Source organism: Breznakia pachnodae (assembly GCF_030814225.1).
In the GTDB taxonomy this organism is placed as follows: Bacteria; Bacillota_I; Bacilli_A; order Erysipelotrichales; family Erysipelotrichaceae; genus Breznakia; species Breznakia pachnodae.
On the sequence record NZ_JAUSUR010000013.1, the window covers coordinates 1 to 7,641 of the forward strand.

5 protein-coding genes and 1 pseudogene are annotated in these 7,641 nt (G+C 28.6%); 2 read left to right on the forward strand and 4 right to left on the reverse strand.

Annotated elements, in window-relative coordinates; genetic code table 11:
• Positions 1–273 precede the first annotated feature (273 nt).
• On the forward strand, positions 274–588 hold the full coding sequence (locus J2S15_RS20150) for a VWA domain-containing protein (protein WP_307412260.1): 315 nt from the start codon (positions 274–276) through the stop codon (positions 586–588).
• A gap of 746 nt (positions 589–1,334) precedes the next feature.
• Here J2S15_RS20150 and J2S15_RS20155 read toward each other — a convergent pair.
• The 4 genes and pseudogenes from J2S15_RS20155 to J2S15_RS20170 form a co-directional block, all read right to left on the reverse strand.
• Positions 1,335–1,526, reverse strand: a pseudogene (locus J2S15_RS20155) (transposase); the annotation flags it as partial.
• A gap of 105 nt (positions 1,527–1,631) precedes the next feature.
• Positions 1,632–1,760, reverse strand: a complete 129-nt coding sequence (locus J2S15_RS20160) for a hypothetical protein (protein WP_307412247.1) — start codon at positions 1,758–1,760, stop codon at positions 1,632–1,634.
• A gap of 103 nt (positions 1,761–1,863) precedes the next feature.
• Positions 1,864–2,409 carry a hypothetical protein gene (locus tag J2S15_RS20165; protein ID WP_307412250.1) on the reverse strand — a complete coding sequence of 182 codons (546 nt, stop codon included), beginning with the start codon at positions 2,407–2,409 and terminating at the stop codon, positions 1,864–1,866.
• Positions 2,410–3,424: 1,015 nt separating this feature from the next.
• Positions 3,425–5,113 (reverse strand): MucBP domain-containing protein, encoded by a 1,689-nt coding sequence (locus tag J2S15_RS20170; RefSeq protein ID WP_307412254.1) that lies wholly within the window; start codon positions 5,111–5,113, stop codon positions 3,425–3,427.
• 934 nt (positions 5,114–6,047) lie between these two features.
• Here J2S15_RS20170 and J2S15_RS20175 point away from each other — a divergent pair.
• Complete coding sequence (locus tag J2S15_RS20175; protein WP_307412257.1) at positions 6,048–6,947, forward strand: hypothetical protein; 900 nt, start codon at positions 6,048–6,050, stop codon at positions 6,945–6,947.
• Positions 6,948–7,641 lie beyond the last annotated feature (694 nt).

Genomic DNA, 7,641 nt, shown 5'->3' on the forward strand with positions numbered 1-7,641 from the left:
TTCCGTTATGATGATGGAATGAGATTCTTTTCTTTTGAATCATCTATTTGACGAACCATACACTTGTGAATGTATTATAATATAAATCAAGAATTTGATTATCAATTTTCACAATATATTTATAACTTAAAGTATTCTTTTTATTTATTATTGTATAGGTATCTAAGATGTAATCGATTTTCACCTCTGATCCATTTAAAAATATTGATAGAGGTTTCATCATTTTGTGAGGCTCAAATAAAGCTACTACACTAACATATTTGTCTTTCGTAAATTCCTCCTTTTCTCCTATTCACGACACTATACAACTATAACCGGTTAAGTGATGTAAAAGCTGCAGCTAATGTTTTTGTAGATGATATTTTATCTACTGCCACACAGTATAATGCAGATGTGGAAATAGCGATTGTAAGTTATAATTCTACCGCAACAACAACACAAATTTTCACAAGTAATAGCACTACATTGAAAAGTAAAATAAATCAGATAACTGCAAGTGACGGTACAAATATACAGGCAGGTATTAAAACTGCACAATCATTGCTAGATGCAGAAACTGCAGAAAATGAAGAGTTATTTGAAGATTAAATCTTTGAAAAGATGGAAATGGAGCAGCAACACCAACGTTTGAAGGAACACAAGAAAGAGAATGATATACGTTTGCAGGATGGTCACCAGAAGTAGCATCTGTTGTAACTGAAAATGTAGTATATGAAGCACAATGGAATAAAAATGAAGAAATAATAGAAAAACCTAGCGTTCTGCCTCCAACAGAGGGTAATGATGATAAAAAGACAACAAGAATTGATGTGAAAGAAAATGCATCAAAAGCAGTTGATACTGGAGATAACACAAATGTTGGGTTATTAATGATTATTTTATTCGTATCAGTTTTTGGAATTACTAAATACACATGGAAAAAGAGGCTTTAATGATTTGTGCATAAAGAGCCTTTTGAAAAGAATTACCTCCGAAAGGTGAATCTACATATATAATAATTTATAATGTTCCGTCCTATATTATAAAGCCTAATCTTTATGCACAACTAACACTCTAAATAGTTTGAGATAGAGCGGATAAAAGTGGTAAATCAATATAATAGTGTTACAACTTTTATTAATTTAGATACTAGTTTAATAATAGCCCTAAAAAAATACGGGGTTTGGAGAAAAAGGTTAAATAAAAAGTAAGGTGTGAAAAGCCCCAGAAATAATTTAAAGCTTCAGTTATAAATAAACGAAGGTTAGAAAACCAACCAATCTGATTTTACTAACCTTTCTTTTTTTATTTTCCTCTTTTATTTCCATGTTGCTTGATTGTAGTTTCATGTTTAACTAATGAATGTTTCTCATATAGATTTTGAGAAAAGATAAACCGATTTCAGCACGTTGAAAATTCTTTAATCCATTCGTATTATTGATAATCTTCTTTAAGTAATTATTCTTACCTTCTATTGGTCCATTAGAAATACGTCTTCCTCCAACCCAAACATACGAATTTAGAATCTCAATTTTCCAGTTCTTAAGGGTTTTTAGCGCATTCTATAAATTCCTCAATATCTGATGAATCCATTGTTTCAACGATTGCTTCAAAACAACGTTCTGTTTTTGTCTTGTCATGCTTTAACTCTTCTATATCATTTCAATAACTTTGTCATTTGTTGCTGTTTCAATAATAAAAAGAATAACGAAATGTAAATCAGTAATTGTTATTGTAAGAATTCTTTTTGTGTCAGTTTTGATATGTCCTAGAAAATCCATTTGAGAATGAAAAACTCCAGGATGATGAAAGCAATAAGTTAGGAAATCAAGATATGTTTGATGTGTTCTATCTATTTTGTTATTCTCTTTATATTCATACTGCTTATGATTTTTTGTTGCTTGTAAGTAACTGCATAAGGGAAATCCAACCGCTTGGTAGTGAATTTCTTATCATTAATGAGTCGATACATCGTAGGTACAGTGCAGTGATGAGAGGGGCGGTATGAGCGATATGGCAAATAGAAAGATTGTTAACAGCTCCTTCTTTAATTGCACAATTAAGATAATTGAAAGTCTCTTCATCCATATCAAGACCTTGACGACTCTCTACCAGACGTCTATCAGTTTTGTGTTGAGCACTGGAAGCATCATTTTTATACAAAGGAAAAGGACAAGCATTATATTGTTTATGACAGGAGTTGCAACAGTAAGGATACCAGTGAATATAATTTCTTTTGATTTCTTTTACATAATTCGATACAGAGGATCTACCTATATCAAATCTTTCTTTTTGAGGTAATCCATGAATCTGTACATTTGAAAGGGATTGCTTATTATTACTCAAGTGTTTACCTTTTGATTCTATGAGTTCATGAGTTCGCGATTTGAATTCATCAGTCATTTTTAGTTTTTCTGTTTCTCGCAGCATACTTCATGTTTTCAATAATCTAATCTGTTAGTTCTTCTATATTATCGTTAGAGAAATTTATAAGCATTTCTTCTGTTGTGTTACAAATCTTAGCTATTGTTTTTGGTGTATATTAAACTTCCTGGTAATTTCTCTAAAAGAGAGACCGTTTTTCTTTAATGTAATGGCTGAATATTTATCCATTTTCTTTATCATTACAATTACCTCTGCAACCATTATGTCATGGCTGTAGATGGTCTTTTATCTGTAAGGCAATTTTTCGATTGGAATTTTATTCTTTTTTGGCTTTTTTAGATTACAAAATACATAATCAAAAATCTCGAACATAGAGCACTATTTACGGTATTATATTTTTTTGAGTTAAGGATAATTGGTATGACTATAGATTTTTTGATTCAGTTAATGGAAAAATAGATATTAACTAAATTGATGAACTACTCCAAACACTTTCGCTACCTTATAAAATATCCCCTCTTTTTACAGTTAGCATTTTTGATAAGTGTATTGATTGAGAATCAATACACTTATGTATAAAAGATACATTGATGGTAAATTTATCATTTATAGTATACTGATTGTTTTTTGGTGATTAGTGAGGGAAATGGAAAGTATAAAGCATAATTTGACTGTTCTCCGAAGAACAACATCTATGTCATTTTTCATATAAACATTAAAAAAACTACCCACTAGGAATGTGGGCAGTTGGAGGGATACAATGTAGACTAAGGTTATTAAGCCTTTTTTAGGAAATGATTCCCATTGCATGAGTTAGTTTGTTATCTAACTTAATATCTACTATATATATTTTACAAATAAAAATAATCCTATTTTGAAATGTACTATTTACACATATATTTTGATTTCCGTTCCTTGACGTAGAATATATTCTATTCAATGAAATTATAGTCTTTTAGTTAGTCATAGGTTTAATATACTGTAAATAAAGAGTTACTTTATCCATAGTAGTGAATGCTTAGAATCATAATTGCTTTTTTAAACAATCCCTCTAGGCAAATTATTTTCTTCTAGCTCTGTATTTCTTCGCGCCAAAAATAGTAGTTAATGTACTAGATGTAACCAATAATGCAATAATTACTTTCAATTGTACTGTATCACCAGTATTAACTGTATCACTAACTGTATCGTTTGTACCATTATTGGCTAGAGTACCATCATTATTTGATTCATTATCTGTGCGATCATTCTGGTCGTTTTTTTGATTATCTGTACTTTCATCATTTTCATCTACATCTTTATCATCTATTCTTCGATAAACAAATATTAACTCTTGTGGCTCATTTGTAAACGTCCCAGATATTTCTGCTGGTATTCCTATTACTTCATAATTAGGAATTGATATTGGCTCCCCAGTAAATGATTCACCTATAAAGCCATTGAGCACTACTGTATTAGCTATTTCATTTTGCTCTTCATCTACATGACGCACACTAACAGGCGCTCCTTGTGTTTTTTGAAAGTTAAATAAAGGCTGCCAATATGATGTGGATACATACCATCTTAAATTGTCTGTAGAGGTTTGTTCACTATAAAAATCAAGATAAATCATCAATGGCATTGCCATATTTCTAGGTCCTCCCCATTTGAACTCTCTTCCTGATAAATCATAAAAATAATTTGGTGTAATAGTAGAACTAATAAGATTTCCATTCTCATTAAAATATTTCACTTCTGAAGTTGTGTCTAATGTTATACCTTTCCAATCATCAGATACTTTATAAAAAGCTATTGGTTGTGGGTATGCATTTTTTGTATTCGTTCCTTCAAGAAAATGAGAATCACTCATTAATCGTTTTGAATAATACATTCTATCTGTATTATATCCAAACTCTAATTCTAGATTGTTTTCATCATAATATAAGAACACACCATTATCGAGTAATATGATTGAATATCCTGTCATAAAATATAAATTCATTGGGTATTCTTTTCCGTCGGGTGCAATAAAAGTATTTGTATTAAACTGATTTTCGTTATTTGAGCTAATGGTTGTATAGTTAGCTTCAGATATATCTAGATTAAATCTTCCACCAAAAGCATACATATTGATTCGTGACTGTTCATCATTTTCATATTTAGGAGATAGTAAAGCTATAGGTAAATACTCATTAAGGTTTAGATTGTTCACACGTGCATAACCTCCAAGATCTACAGAGAATAATTGTTGATTACTCACATCATAAAAATTTCCGTTTCTCAACATATAAAAATCTGTTTCTGTGAAATATTGAAGGTGTACTGCTATTTTTAAATCTTCTTTCAAGAAAAAATCTAGCCAACTCCAATCCATATTTTTTCTTGCAGAATACATTTGTACAACTTCAAAATCAGGGTATGGATAATGTTCCGCTTCATCTATTGTCTCCACTAAGGTATTTGAATAAAACTCAAAGTTCCATCCTCCAGGGATATATAGAGCTAACTGGTTCCCTTGTTCAATGCCTGATTGCATTACAAGTTCTAATTCTTCTTCAGTGATTGGCTCATTTTCCACAGTAGGCATGGAATTTTGCATAATTCCTCTAACTTGTCCTAATAAAACAGAATCGTTATTTACATACTCAATAAATTCAGAATTAGTCATTTTCGTATAATCAACTGTATTTTGTGCTTCAATTTCTTTGCTGCTTAAAAATGGTACAACAATAACAGCAAAAGCAAGTATAATAATAATTTTTTTCTTCATTTTAAATCATTCCTTTCTAAATGTGTATCCATCTTATATGTTAAAAGACAAGATAAATACAATTTATACAATTCATAGTATAGAGCAAATCTATATTAATAAATTCCAAAAATCACTATGATGTTTTCTTTTTTGAAAATTTTCATAACTTTTTAAATGATTTTGTATTCTAATCTTACAGTAGATAAAGGTATATTATGGAGGATTATTCAAAGTATATTTCGTTGTTTAATGAAGGTGTTATGAACGAAAATGATTATAGAGTTTCATAACAATAGTGGATCATCAAATTTATTATTTCAACTAGTTGCAAAGTGATATGAAAAAAATTTACTATATTAAAGCTAATAAATTGATAGTACAAAGGAGCTGTATTTGATGATTCAGTATTAGCCAATACGATATTAGACTGTATATTGCATCATTCACATGTAAATTAATATCAATAGCAGATTATACTGTATAAAATAATAAAAGATAATCTTCTATTGATAGAGGATAGTGATGTATAAAAGTTACCTAAAATGATTCTTTTATTTTTACTATTTATGCTAAATTAATTGCACACATTTTTCTTTTAAATAAAATTCATTGCTTGCGATTTGATTTCTTTAATCAATGTGTAAAATTAAACTTGATTTTGGTTGATGTTGTATGATTTCTTGGATTGTAAATTTACTATAATATCATCTTCATTTATACAACAATCACAATTTTATATGTATAGATTACTATAATTGCCTTGAATTTAAATATATTCTAGAGTAGTATATAGTTAAATTATAGAATTTATCATACTTTTTTATTATCAATATTATAGCAGTTTTATTTCTAATTTTTTAATAGTTACATAGATTGTATCTGGTATTTCCTTTCCATGTGCTATAATAAAATGAAAATATTTTAAATTGACAAATAAGGGGAACTTAATATTATGAAAAAATTCATTAAATATACAATAATTATTATGATGTTTTTTCCAATTATAGTATTGGGTGTATTTACATATTTTTCATTATTTCAAAACGATCCAAATAGATCAATAGCTATTACTCGATCTGATTGGATGTTAATGTGGGGAGCAATTCTAAGTTATGTTAGTACAGTAGCTTTAGGAATTGTTGCTTTATATCAGAGTAACCAAGCAAACACTTCTGCAAATACTGCCAATCAAATGACGCAACACTTAATTGAAATGGAACATCGAGAAAGATTAGCGTTTGTTGGAGTAGAATCAACTAAACCTCTACTAATTTATCATAATAATTCTCACAATAAATCAATTGTTTGTTTTGAAAATGAAATGAATTCTACGAAAACTTGGATTAATGCAGAATTTCGTAATAATTCATCAAATGAATTTGATTATTATCAAGAAGATGATGATTATTCGTTACTAATATTCAATATTAAAGCTTTGAGCTCAAATTATGTTAAAAAAATTAAAGTGAATTCAATTAGTATAACTTCTTCAATTGATGATATTGTGTTTCGTTCAAAAAAAATTTGGACGGATTGTGGTCAATTCTTAGAATTTGGAAATTCGTATAAAGTTGCCTTAATTATTCATGGTTTAGCGTATATTTTAAAACAAAATAACTTGACTATCCAAGATGGGTTATTTCCTAAATTTGAACTATTTATCAATGTCACAGTAGAAAATCTATATGGTGACAAAGTAATGATATATTGGAGTATGTCAGCCGAAGAGGGGGAATTAATTGAGAAATCAATGAACGAAATTAACAACTATATACTTTACCAATACCAAATTGAAAATATTGGGTTTCAGGTACAAGAAAAGAGTATGAGTACTATTCTTAGTTCTAATTAAAATGGAAAATATAAATTTAAATAAATCATTAAATAATATGCAGAAAAATAATCTTATATATTAAGTTATTAGAAAATTGAAATTATTCAAGTCAAGGAAAGTTGCTACAGTAGTGTCTAACTTGACTAAAGGGATAATAGGGGGATCCGTCATTATAAGTATGGGGTCTTGTTTTACTATAATATTCATAAGCAAATGTCTGGATGATTTAATCCATTTTTTTTGTATGAAATTCATATTGGTGAATAGTGATTCACTTTCCCTTTTGTGTAACTTGCTTTTTTTCTTCTTATACATGATTTCATCTGCATTTCTTTGCGTGATTAACTTAACTAATAATTTAATGTCCCATGACCTAAATAGTATTCTTATTAAGACTTTTTATGGATCTTCATTCTTCTAAATGAAAACGTATTATTTTTTGCTTTAATTCCTTGCTATATCGTTTCTGTTTCATGTTGCTTCTCCTTGATTTATTTTATCATCTTTCTTTCTTGGTGTAGCAACTTTACTTTACTAGAACAGTTAGGCATTAGTATAGCAATTTTTCTTGAATAAAACAATTATGCTTTTCTCTTCGTTAGTGTAAAATAAGTGTGGAATTGAAAAAAGTGATATATCCTTATAAAATTAAGTTCGACAAAAAACAATTTTAAATGAATGGTATATATCACATGAACATTTTATCACATTT